The following is a 15522-nucleotide window of genomic DNA, read 5'->3' as shown; positions in this document are numbered from 1 at the left end:
CCGCGCTTCTCCCGCACCCGCACCGACACCTGGATCGGCGTCCCCACGAACCCGAACTCCTCACGCAGCCGACGCTCGATGAAGCGGCGGTAGCCCGCCTCCAGGAAGCCGGAGGCGAAGAGCACGAAGCGCGGGGGCTTGGTGCCGGCCTGGGTTCCGAAGAGGATGCGGGGCTGCTTGCCGCCGCGGATCGGGTGGGGGTGGGCGGCGACAAGCTCGCCCAGGAAGGCGTTGAGACGGCCGGTGGGGACCCGGGTCTCCCAGCCCGCCAGGGCGGACTCGATGGCCGGGACCAGCTTCTCCATGTGGCGGCCGGTGCGGGCGGAGACGTTCACCCGGGGCGCCCACTGGACCTGCACGAGGTCCTTCTCGATCTCGCGCTCGAGGTAGTAGCGCCGCTCCTCGTCCAGCAGGTCCCACTTGTTGTAGGCGATGACGATGGCGCGGCCCGCCTCGACGGCCAGCGAGATGATGCGGGTGTCCTGCTCGGCCAGGGTCTCGCCGGCGTCGATCAGGACGACGGCGACCTCCGCCTTCTCCAGGGCGGCCGCGGTGCGCAGCGAGGCGTAGTAGTCCGCGCCCTCCTGGAGGTGGACGCGGCGGCGGATGCCCGCGGTGTCCACGAACTTCCAGATCTTGCCGCCGAGCTCGATGAGCTCGTCGACCGGGTCGCGGGTCGTGCCGGCCTGCTCGTTGACGACGACGCGCTCCTCGCCCGCCACCTTGTTCAGCAGCGAGGACTTGCCGACGTTCGGGCGGCCGATCAGCGCGACGCGGCGCGGGCCGCCGATGGTGTTGGCGAAGGACTGCATCGGCGCCTCGGGGAGCGCCTCCAGCATCGCGTCCAGCAGGTCGCCCGTGCCGCGGCCGTGCAGCGACGAGACCGGGAAGGGCTCGCCGAGGCCGAGGTTCCACAGCATGGCGGCGTCCGCCTCGCCCGAGGGGCCGTCGACCTTGTTGGCGCACAGCACGACCGGCTTGCCGGCCTTGCGGAGCAGCTTGACGACGGCCTCATCGGTGTCGGTCGCGCCGACCGTGGCGTCCACCACGAAGACCACCGCGTCGGCGGCCTCGATCGCGAACTCGGCCTGCGCGGCCACGGACGCGTCGATGCCAAGGACGTCCTGCTCCCAGCCGCCGGTGTCGACGACCTTGAAGCGGCGGCCGTTCCAGTCGGCCTCGTACGTGACGCGGTCGCGGGTGACGCCGGGACGGTCCTCGACGACCGCCTCACGGCGGCCGATGATCCGGTTCACCAGCGTCGACTTGCCGACGTTCGGGCGGCCGACGACCGCGACGACCGGCAGCGGGCCGTGGCCCGCCGCCGCGAGGTCGCCCGCGACCTCGTCGAGGTCGAAACCCTCCTCGGCGGCGAGCTCCATGAACTCGGCGTACTCGGCGTCGTCGAGCGCGCCGACTTCGCCGTACTCGTTCTCGATGTCCATGAAAGCTTCTCCGTCGATCGTCAAATGTGCGGGGGCTTGCACGCCCCAGTGTGGATCAGGCCGACGCTAGGAGGCGCGGCCCGTGGTGCGCCGGGCGTACTCGAGGTGTCCGCTCAGGTGCTTCTGGATGCGCACGGTGGCGGCATCCAGTGCCGTACGCGTACGGCGTCCGCTGCCGTCACCGGCGTCGAAGGGGTCGCCGAAGACGATGTCGACCCGGCCGCGCACCGGCGGCAGGCCGCGGATCAGCCGTCCCGGCCGGGACGTGCCGAGGACCGCGACCGGCACTATGGGCGCGCCGGAGCGCACCGCGAAGTACGCCAGGCCCGCCCGCAGGTCGGCGAAGTCGCCCTCGCCCCGGGTGCCCTCGGGGAAGATCCCCAGGACCCCGCCGCGCTCCAGCACGCCGAGCGCGCTGGTCACCGCGGTGCGGTCGGTGCTGTGGCGGTCCACCGGGAGCTGGCCGATCCCACGCAGGAACGGGTCCAGCGGCCCGATGAACGCCTCCTTCTTGATCAGGAAGTGCACCGGGCGCGGGCAGGTGCCCATGAGCACCGGCCCGTCCACGTAGTGCGAGTGGTTCACGGCCAGGATCACCGGCCCCGAGGCGGGCAACCGCCAGGCGCCGAGCACCCGGGGGCGCCAGAGGCTGTTGATGATCCCGATGCCGAGGCGGCGGCCGACGGCCGCGCCCTTCGGTCCCGGAACCGCGGAGGAGTCGCTCACGAAGCCGCCCGCTTCTCCTCGATGAGGGTGACGACGCACTCGATGACCTGGTCGAGGGTGAGCTCGCTGGTGTCGACCTCCATGGCGTCGTCCGCCTTCGCCAGCGGGGAGGTCTTGCGGCCGGAGTCCGCCGCGTCGCGCCGTACGAGGGCCTCCCGGGTCGCCATGAGGTCGACCTGGGCGCTGCCGGTGGCCTTCAGCTCGCCGCCGCGGCGGGCGGCGCGGGCCTCCGGGGAGGCGGTGAGGAAGATCTTGACGGTGGCGTCCGGCAGCACCGTGGTGCCGATGTCGCGGCCCTCGACGACGATGCCGGCGGGCGCGGCGGTGGCCGCGTCGCGCTGCAGCCCGACCAGGCGGCTGCGCACCTCCGGCACCGCACTGACGGCGCTGACCGCCGCGGTGACCTCCTGGGTGCGGATCGGGCCGGAGGCGTCCACACCGTCCACCGTGATCGTGGGCGCCGCCGGGTCGGACCCGGAGACGATCACCGGCTTCTCGGCGGCGGTCGCCACGGCGGCTGCGTCGTTCACGTCGACGCCGTTGCTCAGCATCCACCAGGTCATCGCCCGGTACTGCGCTCCGGTGTCCAGGTAGCTCAGGCCGAGCTTGGCCGCGACCGCCTTCGAAGTGCTGGACTTGCCAGTGCCCGAGGGGCCGTCGATCGCGACGATCACCGGATTCGACACAGTCGGGGGACCTTCCTTGTGCATGGAGCAGGTACACGGCTGGCGCAATGCCATCCCCACAAGGTTACCGGCCCACCCATTCGGCTCCGTACCACGAATTCCCAGGCCCCCGCTCAGGCGCGCAGCGACCAGCCACGCTCCCGCAACGCCGCCGACAGACGCGCCGCCGCAGCCGGCTCCACCATCAACTGGACCAGACCCGCCTGCTGCCCCGTCGAGTGCTCGATCCGCACGTCCTCGATGTTGACCCCCGCCGCCCCCGTGTCCGCGAAGAGCCGCGCGAGCTCCCCGGGCTGGTCGCCGATGAGGACGGCGACGACGTCGTAGGACTTGGGGGCGGAGCCGTGCTTGCCGGGGACCTTGGACCGGCCGGCGTTGCCGCGGCGGAGGAGGTCCTCGATGCCGGCGGCGCCGTCGCGGCGCTTGACGTCGTCCGCGGACTGCAGGGCCCGCAGGGACTCGACGGTCTCCGTCAGGTCGGCGGCGAGATCGGCGAGGACGTCGGCGACCGGGCCGGGGTTGGCGGAGAGGATGTCGATCCACATGCCGGGCTGCGAGCCCGCGACCCGGGTGACGTCGCGGATGCCCTGGCCGCACAGGCGGACCGCGCTGTCCTCGGCGTGCTGCAGCCGCGCCGCGACCATGCTGGAGACCAGCTGGGGGGTGTGCGAGACGAGGGCGACGGCGCGGTCGTGGGCGTCGGCGTCCATCACGACGGGGACGGCGCGGCAGAGCGCGACCAGCTCCAGGGCGAGGTTGAGCACCTCGGTCTCGGTGACCGGGGTCGGGGTGAGCACCCAGGGGCGGCCCTCGAAGAGGTCGGCGGTCGCGGCCAGGGGGCCGGAGCGCTCGCGGCCGGACATGGGGTGCGTGCCGATGTACGAGGTCAGGTCGCAGCCGAGCGCCTCCAGGTCGCGGCGCGGTCCGGCCTTGACGCTGGCGACGTCGAGGTAGCCGCGGGCGAGCCCGCGGCGCTGGGCGTCGGCGACGGTCGCGGCGACGTGGGCCGGCGGCACGGCGACGATCGCGAGGTCGACCCGGCCGGACGGGGGTTCGTCGGTGCCCGCGCCGAGCGCGGCGGCGGTGCGCACCACGGCGGGGTCGTGGTCCTCCAGGTGGACCTCGACGCCGCGCGCGGCGAGCGCGAGGGCGGCGGAGGTGCCGATGAGGCCGGTACCGATGACGAGGGCGGTTCTCACTGGGCGATGTCCTTGCGGAGGGCGGCCGCGGCGCCGAGGTAGACGTGGGAGATCTCACCCTTGGACAGGCCGGACTCGACGTGGGCGAGGATGCGCACGACCCGGGGCATGGCGCCGGCGATGTCGAGTTCCTGCGCGCAGATCAGCGGCACGTCGGTGATGCCGAGCTTGCGCGCGGCGACCGCCGGGAAGTCGCTGTGGAGGTCCGGGGTGGCGGTGAACCAGACGCTGATCAGGTCGTCCACCGCGATGCCGTTGCGCTCCAGGATGGCGGTGAGCAGCTCGGCGACCTGCTCGTGCATGTGCTCCGCCTCGTCCCGCTCCAGCTGGACGGCTCCGCGGACCGCTCGTACCGCCACGTCATCGCTCCCTGTGTTGCTGCGCGCACGTACCTGGTCAGCGTAGTCGGGGCGGACGGGGCGCGGCGGACACGCCCGCCCTGCGAGACGCCAGGGGTGCTGCGGTACACCATGAAGCATGATCTTCCACCTTGTTCCGCTGGACGACTGGCTGCGCGACCCGGACCGTCCGTACGCGCCCTCGTCGCTCGCCGAGGACGGGTTCGTGCACTGCGCGCCCGACGAGGCGGTTGCGCTCGCCGTCGCCGACGCCTTCTACCGGGGCACCCCGGGCCCGCTGATGGTGCTGCTGATCGACGAGGAGGCCCTGGAGGCCCGTGTGCTGTGGGAGGACGCCGATCCGGTGCCGCCGCCGGGAGTCCCGCAGGAGACGCGCTTCCCGCACGTGTACGGGCGCATCAACCGCAGCGCGGTGGTCGGGATGCTGGAGGTGCAGCGGGACACGGAGGGTCGCGCGGTGGCGCTGGCGGTGTGGTCGTGAGCGCCGCTTCGTCCTGACACGCCCCTGGACGCGGGGCGGGCCGTCCGCTTCGATGGTGCCCTGACCGCGCGGCCTCGGGGGAGGCGGACATGAAGCGTTCCGGACCGCTCCACACGCTCCTCGCGGGGCTGGCACTCGCGCTGATCATGCTGTCGCTCAACGCGACGACGGAACCGCCGCAGGTGGGGCCGAAGGGCGGCGGCCCGCCGGCCGCGAGCCGGACGCCGTCCGCCGCCCCGCCGTCGTCGGCCCCCGCGGCCTCCCCGTCCCGCAGCACCGCGGTCCCGCGCCCGGACGCGGACTACGCGGGCCGCACCGGCGACGACGCGGCGAGCGTCGCGATCGCGCTGCGCGACGGCAAGGCCGTCGCGTACGTCTGCGACGGGCGCACCAAGGAGGCCTGGCTGCGCGGCGACGTCCGGGAAGACGGCGGCATGCGCCTGACCGGCGACCGGGGCGCCTCGCTGGAGGGCACCCTGGAGGGCGGCCGCGTCACCGGAGAGGTGCGGCTGACCGGCGTGGAGCAGCCCTTCACCGCGCAGCGCGCGGTCAAGCCGTCCGGTCTGTACCGGGCGACCGCCTCGGTGCGCGGCGCGCGGGTCGTCGGCGGCTGGATCGTGCTGCCGAACGGCAAGCAGGTGGGGATCGTCTCGCGCGACGGCGAACCGTCGGCGGCGCCCGCCATCGACCCCGCCACCGGCGCCGTGACCGTGGACGGCACGCAGCTCACCGCACGGCCGATCCCCTGACCGTCCGCCCGCAGGCAGGAGCAGGAGCGCCCCATGAACGTGGACCCGAACGCCGCCACCACGTCCTTCCCGGCCCCGTCACCGCGCCCCCGCCGGCGGGTCGCCGTGTTCCTCGTCCCCGCGGTCGCCGCCGCGGCGGTCGCGGTCGCCCTCGGCGCGTACGGCAGGGTGCACGACCCGGCCGGCACCGCCTTCAACCTGGCCGGTTTCTCCAGCACGGGCGCGGTCAAGTCCTGGCTCGCCACGGCCGCCTTCGCCTTCGCCCTGGTGCAGGCGGTCTCGGCGCTGGTGATGTACGGCAAGGTGCCGGGCGTCCGCGCCCCCTCCTGGACCGGCGGGCTGCACCGCTGGTCGGGCCGGATCGCGTTCCTGCTGGCCATCCCGGTCGCCGTGCACTGCCTGTACGCGTTGGGCTATCAGACGTACAGCAGCCGCGTGATGTGGCACTCGCTGCTCGGGTGCTTCTTTTTCGGGGCATTCACCGCAAAGATGCTGCTGCTGCGGGCCGAGCGACTGCCGGGCTGGCTGCTGCCGGTCGTCGGCGGGCTGGTCTTCACGGCGCTGACGGTGCTGTGGCTGACGTCCGCGTTGTGGTTCTTCAGAACGGTCGGGGTGACGACATGAAGCGACGCATGGTGCTGCTGTCCACGGCAGCGCTGGCGGGTTGCAGCAAGTACGGCGAAGAGAGCGCGCCGCCCGCGGCGGCGACCTCCGCGCCACCACCGGCCTCGGAGCCCGTCTCCGCGCCGAGCTCGGCACCGGCCTCCGCTCCCCCGTCGGGGGAGGGCGCGGCGCTGGTGAAGGCGGCCGACGTGCCCGTGGGCGGCGGCACGGTGATCACGGACAAGAAGGTCGTGGTGACCCAGCCCCAGGCCGGCGAGTTCAAGGCTTTCTCCGCCGTCTGCACCCACCAGGGCTGCATCGTGAACAGCGTCTCCGACGGCACCATCAACTGCCCCTGCCACGGCAGCAAGTTCCGCATCACCGACGCCTCGGTGGCCGCGGGACCGGCCAAGAAGCCGCTTCCCCCCGAGGAGATCACCGAAAAAGACGGCGAGATCTTCCTCGTGTAGCCCGTACGATCCCCGTCCATGCGCGACCACGACCTCGTACGCCGGCACACCGTCTACGCCTGTGTGATGGGCTCACGCGCCTTCGGCCTGGCCACGGACGGCAGCGACACCGACCGGCGCGGGGTGTACGTGGCGCCCACGCCGCTCTTCTGGCGCTTCGACAAGCCGCCCCGCCACGTGGACGGCCCGGAGCCCGAGCAGTTCTCCTGGGAGCTGGAGCGGTTCTGCGAGCTCGCGCTGCGCGCCAACCCCAACATCCTGGAGTGCCTCCACTCCCCGCTCGTCGAGCACGTGGACGACACCGGGAAGGAACTGCTCGCCCTGCGCGGCGCCTTCCTGTCCCGGCACGTCCACGAGAGCTTCGCGCGCTACGCCACCGGCCAGCTGCGGAAGCTGGAGGCCGACGTCCGCACGCACGGCGCGCCCCGCTGGAAGCACGCCATGCACCTGCTGCGTCTGCTGATCAGCGCCCGCGACCTGCTGCGCACCGGCGAACTGCGCATAGGGGTCGGCGACCACCGGGAGCGGTTGCTGGCGGTCAAGCGCGGCGAGGTCGGCTGGTCCGAGACGGAGTCCTGGATGCTCCGGCTGTACGGCGAGGCCGAGGCCGCCGCTCCGCGCAGTCCGCTCCCGGACGAGCCGGACCGGGCCCGCGTCGAGGACTTCCTCGTCCGGGTCCGGCGGGCGTCAGCCGCCGTCGCCGTCCCAGAGGGCGCCGAGGGCCAGTAGTTCGTCGCGGTGCTCGATGCGCTCCACCCAGGCGTCCGGCCAGGCCGCGAGGCCGTGGTGCGCGCCGGCGAAGGCGCCCGTCAGGCAGGCGATGGAGTCGGAGTCCCCCGAGGAGCACGCCGCCCGGCGCACCGCGGTGACGGGTTCGTCGGGGAAGAGCAGGAAGCACAGCAGGCCGGTCGCGAACGCCTCCTCGGCGATCCAGCCCGCGCCGCCGGCCAGGCACGGGTCGGCCTCCCGGTCGGGCGCCGCGAGCGCCTCGTCGAGGCGGTCGAGCACCCCGAGGCACTCGTCCCAGCCGCGCCGGACGAAGGCCACCGGGCCGTGGTCCTGGGCACGCAGCCACAGGTCGCCGAGCCACCACTCGTGGTACGTGTCGCGCTGCTCCATCGCGTAGCCGCGCAGCAGGGTGGTCAGTTCCGCGGGGGCGGCGCCCTGCGCGAGCAGGTGGACGGCGTGCGCGGTGAGGTCCGAGGCCGCGAGCGCCGTGGGGTGGCCGTGGGTGAGCGCGGACTGCAACTGGGCCGCCCCCGCCCGTTCCTCGGGGCGCAGGCCGGGGACGAGGCCGACCGGGGCGACCCGCATGTTCGCGCCGCAGCCCTTGGAGCCGGTCTGACTGGCCTCCTGCCAGGGCCGGTCCGGGTGGTCCAGTTTCTCGCAGGCGACCAGGCAGGTGCGGCCGGGGGCGCGGTTGTTGTCGGGCGAGTGGTACCAGTCGACGTACTCCTCGCGCACCGGGCGGGCGAGCCGGGACGGCGTGAGGGGGCCGCGGTCCATCGCCGTGCGCAGCCCGCGGGCGAGGGCGAGCGTCATCTGCGTGTCGTCGGTGACGAAGGCCGGGCGGGGCAGCTCCATCTCCCGCCACGGACCGCACTTGGCGAGGATCGACGGGACGTCGTTGAACTCCGTGGGGAAACCGAGCGCGTCACCGATCGCCAGCCCCGCCATCGCCCCCGAGGCGGCCCGTCTCACGCCGCGGCCACCCGGGTGCGCACGACCAGGTCGTGGAGGGCGTCGTAGGCCGCCGGCTCGCCGGGCAGCCGGGTGTCCCGCTGCGCGTCGTCCAGACCGGCGTGCAGGGCCTCGACGTCGGCGTGGACGCGGCGCGGGTCGAGGTCCATGGCGAGGCCGTGCTCGGCGACGGCCTTCTCGTGGATGAGTTCGCGGACGTACCCGGGGGCGGTGACGTGGTCCAGCAGCGTCGGCAGGTGCGCCTCGACGGTGCCGGTGCGCATCAGGTGGATGCCGGTCAGCAGCACCCGGAAGGTGTAGAGCAGCGGCTTGAGCTCGCCGGTCTTCTCGTACAGCTCCCACTGGGTACGGGCGAAGCCCCGGTAGTGGTGGGCGTGGTGGCTGGTGATGACCCCGGGTGCCAGGTCGACCAGTTGGGCGTGGACGCCGCTGGTGTGCACCACGAGCGGGGACAGCAGCTGCTCCAGGACGTAGCCGTTGCGCCGCAGCATGAGCCGGGCGAACTTCAGCAGGTCGTGGGTGACCAGGTCGAGTTCGAGGCCGTCCCGCTCCCACATACGGGTCTGGGTCTCCTCGCCCTCCCGCAGCCCGATCAGGTCGGACAGCGGGAGGAGGTGGACGCCGCGCAGGTCCACGTCGGAGTCGCGGGACGGGAAGCCGTACAGGTGCGCACCGGAGACGGTGGCGAACAGCAACGGGTGTCCCTGCTGGGCGAGGACCGGGGAGAGTTCGGGCAGCCCGGCCCCGCGCAGACGTTCGGCGTGGATGGTCATGGCGCCATCCTTCCCGGAACGGCGTCCTCCGGGAAAGTCCTTATCCGATGGGAAGCCGGTCAGAGAACCGGTCCGGCAGGGGCGCGGACCGGCCCGTGACGGCGGGGACCGGACGGCTCAGAGGTCGACCTCGCGCATGAGCATGCCCACCTCGGTGTTGGTGAGCCGCCGCAGCCACCCGGACTTCTGGTCGCCGAGCGCGATCGGGCCGAAGCTGGTGCGGACCAGCTTGTCGACCGGGAAGCCCGCCTCGGCCAGCATGCGGCGGACGATGTGCTTGCGGCCCTCGTGCAGGGTCACCTCGACGAGGTAGTTCTTGCCGGTCTGCTGCACGACGCGGAAGCTGTCGGCGCGGGCCCAGCCGTCCTCCAGCTCGATGCCGCTCTTGAGCTGCTTGCCGATGTCGCGCGGCAGCACGCCGTTGATCGCGGCGAGGTACGTCTTCTGCACGCCGTAGCGGGGGTGGGTCAGACGGTGGGCCAGCTCGCCGTGGTTGGTGAGCAGGATGATGCCCTCGGTCTCGGTGTCCAGCCGCCCGACGTGGAACAGCCGGGTCTCGCGGTTGGTGACGTAGTCGCCGAGGCACTGGCGGCCCTCGGGGTCCTCCATCGTGGAGACGACGCCGGCCGGCTTGTTCAGGGCGAAGAACAGGTACGACTGCGTGGCGACGGTCAGCCCGTCGACGCGCACCTCGTCCTTGTCCGGGTCCACGCGCAGGCCCTGCTCGGTGACGATCTTGCCGTTCACCTCGACACGGCGCTGCTCGATCAGCTCCTCGCACGCGCGGCGCGAGCCCATGCCCGCCCGGGCCAGCACCTTCTGCAGGCGCTCGCCCTCCTGCTCGGCGCCGGGGAAGGTCTTGGGGAGGTTCAGCTTGGGCTTGCTGTGCCGCTCGCGGTTGCGCTCCTCGATCTGGGCGTCGAGTTCGCGCGGGCGCGCGGGCGTGGACTTGCGGGGCTTGCCCGAGGCACCGCCCGGCTTGCCGCCGGTGCCGCCCGGCCTGCCGCCGGTGCCGCGCTTGGCGGCTCCGCCCGCTCCACCGGGGCCGCCGGAGCTGCCGCCGACGTCGTAGCGCCGCTCCTCCGGACGGGGCCGGCCCGCGCGCTTCTGCTGGTCGTCGCGCTGCCCCCCGGTCCTGGACCGGGACGTGCCCCCATCGGCACCCCGGGGATTCCGGTTGCCGCCGCTGTTCCTGCCGCTGCCGCTACTGCTTCGCATCAAGTATCCGTCGTCGAGTCCGGGTCGAATGAGGGGACGCCCTCCAGGGAGTCCGCCTCGACGGCGGCCGCCTCCGGGAGGAACGGGGCGAGCTCGGGCAGCTCGTCCAGGCCGCGCAGGCCCATCCGCTCCAGGAAGTAGTTCGTCGTCCTGTACAGGATCGCACCTGTCTCGGCTTCCGTCCCACACTCTTCCACCAGACCCCGCTGCAGAAGGGTGCGCATCACGCCGTCGCAGTTGACCCCGCGCACCGCGGAGACCCGGGACCGGCTCACCGGCTGCCGGTACGCGACGACCGCCAGCGTCTCCAGCGCGGCCTGGGTCAGCCGGGCCTGCTGGCCGTCCAGGACGAACTTCTCGACGGCCGCGGCGTACGCGGGCCGGGTGTAGAACCGCCAGCCGCCCGCGATCAGGCGCAGGTCGAAGCCGCGGCCCTGCGCGGCGTACTCCTCCGCGAGGTCGTGGAGCGCGATCGCGATCTCCCGGCGCGGGCGCTCCAGCACCTTCGACAGGGTCTCCTCGGTGACGGGTTCGTCGACGACCATCAGGACCGCCTCCAGGGCGGGCCTCAGCTCCAGCTCCGCCACGGACAGCAGCCCCGCGGGCGCGCCCTCCGCCGCCTCACCGGTCCCCTCGACCGCCTCGGTCACCCCGGTCACCTCCGTCACGTCAGCCATCCTTCCCGTCCTTCGCGACGGCCGGCACCTGGTCGAATTCGTCGGTGACGAGCGGCTGGGCCGGTGCCGCCTCGCCGCCCGTCCAGCGGACCCGGAGCGTGCCCAGGGCCTCCTCCTGGTCGAGCGCGACCGCCTTCTCCCGGTACAGCTCCAGGAGGGCCAGGAAGCGCGCGACGACCGTCAGGGTGTCGGGGGCGTCGAAGGTGAGCTCCGTGAAGCTCGCCTCGCCGCGCTCGCGCAGCATCGCGACGACGTGCTCCGCCTGCTCGCGGACGCTCACCAACGGCGCGTGGATGTGGTCCACGTACACCTGCGGCTTCGGCTTCGGCTGCATCGCCTTGACGGCGATCTGCGCGAAGCGTTCCGGACCGATGCTCAGCACCACCTCGGGCAGCAGCTCGGCGTGCTGCGGCTCCAGTCCCACGGTGCGGGGGTGGTGCAGCGCCTCGGCCTCCAGCCGCTCGGCGAAGATCGCGGCGATCTGCTTGTAGGCGCGGTACTGGAGCAGCCGGGCGAAGAGCAGGTCCCGGGCCTCCAGCAGGGCGAGGTCCTCCTCGTCCTCCACCTCGGCGGCGGGCAGCAGGCGCGCGGCCTTCAGGTCCAGCAGCGTCGCCGCGACGACCAGGAACTCCGTGGTCTGGTCCAGGTCCCAGTCCGGTCCCATGGCGCGGATGTGCGCCATGAACTCGTCCGTCACCTTGGACAGGGCGACCTCGGTGACGTCGAGCTTGTGCTTGGAGATCAGCTGCAACAGCAGGTCGAAGGGGCCCTCGAAGTTCGCCAGCCGGACGGTGAACCGGCCGTCGTTCGCGGCGGCGCCCTCCTCGGCGCTGCCCTCGGCGTTCCCCTCGTCACCCGGCTCGCCCGCAGGCTGCCGCTCCCCGTCCGGCGCGGCCTGGGGTCCGTCGTCCCCCGCCTCCGGTGCGGGCGGCGGCTCCGCGACGAGCAGGTGCCCCTCGGGCTGCGGGACCGCCTCCGCCGCTGCTTCGACGGCGGCAGGTGGCGGCGGCGCCGCGGGCGCGGTGTGGCCGAAGTCACTGCCCGCCTCGCCCGCGCCCTCGTCGGCCACGGCCGGAGGCGGCACGGGGTTCGCGCCGGGACCGCGGCCGAGGAGGCGGCGGGAGCGCTGCGGGCTGGCGGTGTCGTCGGGGGGCATGGGGGTCCAGATGGTGCTGACGGGGCCGTACGGAGGACGGCACCGTATCGCGCGGAGCGCGTCAGCGGCCGCGCAGGCGGCGTACGAGGATGCTCGCGTCGCCGCGGGACTCGAGGTCGGCCAGGACCACCGCGACCGCTTCGCGGACGATGCGCCCGCGGTCCACGGCGAGCCCGTGCTCCCCGCGCAGGACGAGGCGGGCGTGCTCGAGGTCCATCAGCTCCTCGGCGGAGACGTAGACGGTGATCTTCTCGTCGTGGCGCTCGCGCCCGCTGGGCCGCCTGGGGGCCCGACCGGACTTGCGGCGCGGCTGCGGGGGCTGCGGCGGCTGCGGAGCCGCCTGGGGGCCCGTGGAGCCCGTTCCGGGGGCCTGCAGGCCGCGCCGGACGGCCTGACCGGACGGACCCGCCTGCTCGGGGACGGAGCGGGCCGCGGGGGCGGGCGCGGTGCCGGGGTCGGTGCCGGCGTCCCGTCCGCCGTGCTCGGCGGCTTCGGAGGGCGCCGCGGACTCGCTGACGGGCGCCTCCTCGGGCGCCGGCTCCTCGCCGGGGGCGGGCACGGGCCGCAGCGGGCGTTCGCCGGGCGCGCCGGAGTCCGTGCCGGGGCCGCCGCCGGTGCCCGTGCCGGGAGTCTCGCCGTTGGCGTGCTGCCGCGGCGTCGCGGACTGGAGCCCCCGCCCCCCGGTGGTGCGGAACAGTTCGTCGGCCCCCGGGAGACTCACTCGGCGTGACACCGGGCGAGCACCTCCCTGGCGAGCTGGCGATAGGCGGCGGCGCCGACCGAGTTGGAGGCGTAGGTGGTGATCGGCTCACCGGCGACCGTCGTCTCCGGGAAGCGGACGGTCCGTCCGATGACGGTGTGGTAGACGTGGTCGTCGAAGGCCTCGACGACCCGCGCCAGCACCTCGCGGCTGTGCACGGTGCGCGAGTCGTACATCGTGGCGAGGATGCCGTCCAGCTCCAGCTCGGGGTTGAGCCGTTCCCTGACCTTCTCGATGGTCTCGGTGAGCAGCGCGACACCGCGCAGCGCGAAGAACTCGCACTCCAGCGGGACGATCACCTGGTGGGCCGCGGTCAGGGCGTTGACGGTCAGCAGGCCGAGCGAGGGCTGACAGTCGATGATGACGTAGTCGTAGTCGGGCAGCAGCGGCTTCAACGCGCGCTGCAGCGAGGACTCGCGGGCCACCTCGCTGACCAACTGGACTTCCGCGGCCGACAGGTCGATGTTGCTGGGCAGCAGGTCCATGCCGGGCACCGCGGTCTTCAGCAGCACCTCGTCGGCCGAGAGCCCGCGCTCCATCAGCAAGTTGTAGACCGTGACGTCCAGTTCCATCGGGTTGACGCCGAGGCCGACGGAGAGCGCGCCCTGCGGGTCGAAGTCGACCAGGAGGACGCGGCGGCCGTATTCGGCCAGCGCGGCACCGAGGTTGATGGTGGACGTCGTCTTGCCGACGCCGCCCTTCTGGTTGCACATGGCGATGATCTTCGCCGGGCCGTGGTCCGTCAGTGGGCCAGGGATCGGGAAGTACGGCAACGGGCGGCCGGTGGGGCCCACGCGCTCACGGCGCTGGCGCGCCGCGTCGGGTGCGAGCGTGGCCGCGTACTCGGGGTCGGGTTCGTACTCCGCGTCGGGGTCGTAGAACTGACCGTCCTGCAGCTCTTCTTCGTAGTGCGCCATGGGGTTCGCGTAACGCGTCTCGTTGTCTGTCCCGGTCCTGCGCGCCTCGAACGTCCGGACGGCCACGGAGGCCACCGGTTCGAGCCGTGCGGAGCCGTCGGTCTGCACGGTCATTCCTGGCTGACCACCCCCGGGAGCAAATGTCGACTCATTCACAAGTCGTCTTACCTCCTTGGTGACCAGGAAACTTCTCAATAGGTCAGCGTTGCAGCATGCCGACGGTTGGCGACTCTATGGCGTGTCGGTGGTTCACAGCAACACAATCCACCGGACACGGCACGATGTGTCGGCAACCGAACGTCTCGCTGTCAAGGGTGTAACGACGACGCCGGGGATGTTTCGCGGGGGGACGAATCGGCAAAACAGTATGGTTCCACGCGAACGGCCGGGCCTTGAGACTCAAGACCCGGCCGTGCGTACCGGATTGGCGACAAGTTGACGCCAACGCGAGAAAAATCGATCAGTCGACCAGCCGGCGTCAGCCGAGGACGGTGGCCAGGTCGACGGCGTCCAGGCCGTGGGCCTCGGCGACCGGGCCGTAGACGACCTGGCCCTCGTGGGTGTTGAGGCCCTTGGCGAGCGCGGCGTCCCGGCGCAGCGCCTCGCGCCAGCCACGGTTGGCCAGCTCGACGATGTACGGCAGCGTCGCGTTGGTCAGCGCGTAGGTGGAGGTGTTCGGCACCGCACCCGGCATGTTGGCGACGCAGTAGAAGACCGAGTTGTGCACCGCGAAGGTCGGCTCGGCGTGCGTGGTGGGACGGGAGTCCTCGAAGCAGCCGCCCTGGTCGATCGCGATGTCGACGAGCACCGAGCCGGGCTTCATCCGGGAGACCAGCTCGTTGGTGACGAGCTTGGGGGCCTTGGCGCCCGGGATCAGGACCGCGCCGATGACGAGGTCGGCGTCGAGGACGGCCTTCTCCAGCTCGAAGGCGTTGGAGACGATGGTCTGCACCTTGGTGCCGAAGATCTTGTCGGCCTCGCGCAGCTTGTTGATGTCCCGGTCGAGCAGGGTGACGTGGAAGCCCATGCCGACGGCGATCTGCGCGGCGTTCCAGCCGGAGACGCCGCCGCCGATCACGACCGCCTTGGCCGGGGCCACACCCGGGACGCCGCCGGGGAGCACCCCGCGCCCGCCGGCCGAGCGCATCAGGTGGTACGCGCCGACCTGCGGGGCGAGCCGGCCGGCCACCTCGGACATCGGGGCGAGCAGCGGCAGCTGGCGGTTGGCGAACTCGACGGTTTCGTACGCGATCGCGGTGGTGCCGGACTCCAGCAGCGCGTCGGTGCACTCGCGGGACGCCGCCAGGTGCAGGTAGGTGAAGAGGGTCTGGTCCTTGCGGAGACGGTGGTACTCCTCCGCGATCGGCTCCTTGACCTTCAGCACCAGGTCGGCGGCGGCCCACACCTCGTCGGCGGTCGGGAGGATCGTCGCACCGGCGGAGACGTACTCCTCGTTCGGGATGGACGAGCCGACACCGGCGTCCTGCTCGACGAAGACCTCGTGGCCGCTTCGGACGAGCTCGTGCACGCCGGCGGGGGTGATGGCCACGCGGAACTCGTTGTTCTTGACCTCGCGGGGGATGCCGACCTTCACGTCGATCA

18 protein-coding genes are annotated in these 15522 nt (G+C 72.8%); 5 read left to right on the top strand and 13 right to left on the bottom strand.

The annotated features are described in order from the left end of the window. The 5 genes from der to aroH form a co-directional block, all read right to left on the bottom strand. On the bottom strand, positions 1-1445 hold a 1445-nt coding region (gene der / locus ACFYYN_RS28315), incomplete at its 3' end, for a ribosome biogenesis GTPase Der (protein ID WP_500548013.1). A gap of 66 nt (positions 1446-1511) precedes the next feature. Continuing rightward, the gene (locus ACFYYN_RS28310; protein ID WP_500548012.1) at positions 1512-2210 is read right to left on the bottom strand and encodes a lysophospholipid acyltransferase family protein; all 699 of its coding nucleotides are present in this window, start codon (positions 2208-2210) and stop codon (positions 1512-1514) included. After that, the gene (gene cmk / locus ACFYYN_RS28305) at positions 2168-2881 is read right to left on the bottom strand and encodes a (d)CMP kinase (protein WP_500548011.1); all 714 of its coding nucleotides are present in this window, start codon (positions 2879-2881) and stop codon (positions 2168-2170) included. The genes ACFYYN_RS28310 and cmk overlap by 43 nt, the downstream gene beginning before the upstream one ends. An 89-nt stretch (positions 2882-2970) precedes the next feature. After that, on the bottom strand, positions 2971-4056 hold the full coding sequence (locus ACFYYN_RS28300; protein WP_500548010.1) for a prephenate dehydrogenase: 1086 nt from the start codon (positions 4054-4056) through the stop codon (positions 2971-2973). After that, on the bottom strand, positions 4053-4415 hold the full coding sequence (gene aroH / locus ACFYYN_RS28295) for a chorismate mutase (protein ID WP_500328547.1): 363 nt from the start codon (positions 4413-4415) through the stop codon (positions 4053-4055). Before aroH ends, ACFYYN_RS28300 begins: the two co-directional genes overlap by 4 nt. A gap of 118 nt (positions 4416-4533) precedes the next feature. Between aroH and ACFYYN_RS28290 the strand changes: the two genes are divergently transcribed. From ACFYYN_RS28290 to ACFYYN_RS28270, 5 genes are all read left to right on the top strand, one after another. After that, positions 4534-4896 carry a DUF952 domain-containing protein gene (locus ACFYYN_RS28290; protein WP_500328549.1) on the top strand — a complete coding sequence of 121 codons (363 nt, stop codon included), beginning with the start codon at positions 4534-4536 and terminating at the stop codon, positions 4894-4896. 89 nt (positions 4897-4985) lie between these two features. Then, the gene (locus ACFYYN_RS28285; protein WP_500548009.1) at positions 4986-5645 is read left to right on the top strand and encodes a hypothetical protein; all 660 of its coding nucleotides are present in this window, start codon (positions 4986-4988) and stop codon (positions 5643-5645) included. A 33-nt stretch (positions 5646-5678) separates the two neighbouring features. After that, a complete protein-coding gene (locus ACFYYN_RS28280) occupies positions 5679-6269 on the top strand; it encodes a DUF6529 family protein (protein WP_500548008.1) in 591 nt (196 codons plus the stop codon). Next, the gene (locus tag ACFYYN_RS28275) at positions 6266-6718 is read left to right on the top strand and encodes a Rieske (2Fe-2S) protein (protein ID WP_500328553.1); all 453 of its coding nucleotides are present in this window, start codon (positions 6266-6268) and stop codon (positions 6716-6718) included. Before ACFYYN_RS28280 ends, ACFYYN_RS28275 begins: the two co-directional genes overlap by 4 nt. An 18-nt stretch (positions 6719-6736) precedes the next feature. Then, positions 6737-7447 (top strand): nucleotidyltransferase domain-containing protein, encoded by a 711-nt coding sequence (locus tag ACFYYN_RS28270; RefSeq protein ID WP_500548007.1) that lies wholly within the window; start codon positions 6737-6739, stop codon positions 7445-7447. Here the strand turns inward: ACFYYN_RS28270 and ACFYYN_RS28265 are convergent. The 8 genes from ACFYYN_RS28265 to ald all read right to left on the bottom strand — a co-directional run bounded on the left by ACFYYN_RS28265 (position 7406) and on the right by ald (position 15514). Next, positions 7406-8395, bottom strand: a complete 990-nt coding sequence (locus tag ACFYYN_RS28265; RefSeq protein WP_500328596.1) for an ADP-ribosylglycohydrolase family protein — start codon at positions 8393-8395, stop codon at positions 7406-7408. The genes ACFYYN_RS28270 and ACFYYN_RS28265 overlap by 42 nt on opposite strands. Before the next feature lie 20 nt (positions 8396-8415). Continuing rightward, a complete protein-coding gene (locus ACFYYN_RS28260; protein WP_500548006.1) occupies positions 8416-9192 on the bottom strand; it encodes a nucleotidyltransferase domain-containing protein in 777 nt (258 codons plus the stop codon). A 117-nt stretch (positions 9193-9309) separates the two neighbouring features. Beyond that, the gene (locus ACFYYN_RS28255; protein ID WP_500328558.1) at positions 9310-10410 is read right to left on the bottom strand and encodes a pseudouridine synthase; all 1101 of its coding nucleotides are present in this window, start codon (positions 10408-10410) and stop codon (positions 9310-9312) included. Continuing rightward, positions 10410-11087, bottom strand: coding sequence for an SMC-Scp complex subunit ScpB (gene scpB / locus ACFYYN_RS28250; RefSeq protein ID WP_500328560.1), 678 nt, complete (start codon positions 11085-11087; stop codon positions 10410-10412). Before scpB ends, ACFYYN_RS28255 begins: the two co-directional genes overlap by 1 nt. After that, a complete protein-coding gene (locus tag ACFYYN_RS28245) occupies positions 11080-12243 on the bottom strand; it encodes a segregation and condensation protein A (RefSeq protein ID WP_500548005.1) in 1164 nt (387 codons plus the stop codon). Before ACFYYN_RS28245 ends, scpB begins: the two co-directional genes overlap by 8 nt. A gap of 61 nt (positions 12244-12304) precedes the next feature. Next, positions 12305-12964, bottom strand: coding sequence for a hypothetical protein (locus ACFYYN_RS28240; RefSeq protein WP_500548004.1), 660 nt, complete (start codon positions 12962-12964; stop codon positions 12305-12307). Beyond that, positions 12961-14034, bottom strand: coding sequence for a ParA family protein (locus ACFYYN_RS28235; RefSeq protein WP_499511083.1), 1074 nt, complete (start codon positions 14032-14034; stop codon positions 12961-12963). The genes ACFYYN_RS28240 and ACFYYN_RS28235 overlap by 4 nt, the downstream gene beginning before the upstream one ends. Positions 14035-14398: 364 nt before the next feature. Beyond that, entirely contained in the window at positions 14399-15514 is a 1116-nt protein-coding gene (ald, locus tag ACFYYN_RS28230) for an alanine dehydrogenase (RefSeq protein ID WP_500548104.1), read from the bottom strand. Between the last annotated feature and the right edge of the window lie 8 nt (positions 15515-15522).

This window comes from Streptomyces sp. NPDC001902 (genome assembly GCF_042891295.1).
Lineage (GTDB): Bacteria > Actinomycetota > Actinomycetes > Streptomycetales > Streptomycetaceae > Actinacidiphila.
Note: the sequence above shows the minus strand (reverse complement) of the source record. Positions and strands in the feature narration are given on the sequence as shown.